We start from the raw sequence: 444 nt of genomic DNA on the forward strand, positions 1-444 counted from the left end.
GCTTTAATATTTTCCGGCGTCAGCAGCGCATTCAAACCCTCTGTTTTGTCAAAGGCGGTCAGTAGCGCGTCAAGCTGGCCCTTCGGCGCAGGTGCGTCCTCTTTTTCCTCTGCGCTTTCAGCAGATTGCGCCGCGTTTCCCTGCTGTTTCGCCAGCGTCAGCAGGCGGTTGCCCAGCTCGGTCAGAAAGTCCTGCGGCAGCGATTTGACGCTGTGCAAAACCTCAGCGGAATCTGAACTTTTCAGCTCGCCTTTCGCGCTGGCGGCGGTGACAATATTTGGCAGCGTAATCATTCGCCTTTCCTCAATGCGGCCCGTTGGGCGTATTCATCCATCCGTTTCTGATCGAGACGGTTTTCTACTCGTAATGCGTTGTCTGCCGCGCGGCTGATCAGCGTCTGATAGGCGTTGAGACGCTGCTGCTTCTCGCGCCAGCTGGCCAGCG

Annotated in this window: 2 protein-coding genes; both read right to left on the reverse strand. The window is 57.2% G+C overall.

Annotated elements, in window-relative coordinates; all coding sequences use genetic code 11:
* Positions 1–293: hypothetical protein (locus M3191_RS18260; protein WP_251701735.1), on the reverse strand; the 293-nt coding region annotated here is incomplete at its 3' end.
* The gene (locus tag M3191_RS18745; RefSeq protein WP_353056543.1) at positions 290–442 is read right to left on the reverse strand and encodes a flagellar FliJ family protein; all 153 of its coding nucleotides are present in this window, start codon (positions 440–442) and stop codon (positions 290–292) included. The genes M3191_RS18745 and M3191_RS18260, both read right to left, overlap by 4 nt.
* Positions 443–444: the final 2 nt, after the last annotated feature.

This window comes from Sporosarcina luteola (genome assembly GCF_023715535.1).
GTDB lineage: Bacteria > Bacillota > Bacilli > Bacillales_A > Planococcaceae > Sporosarcina > Sporosarcina luteola_B.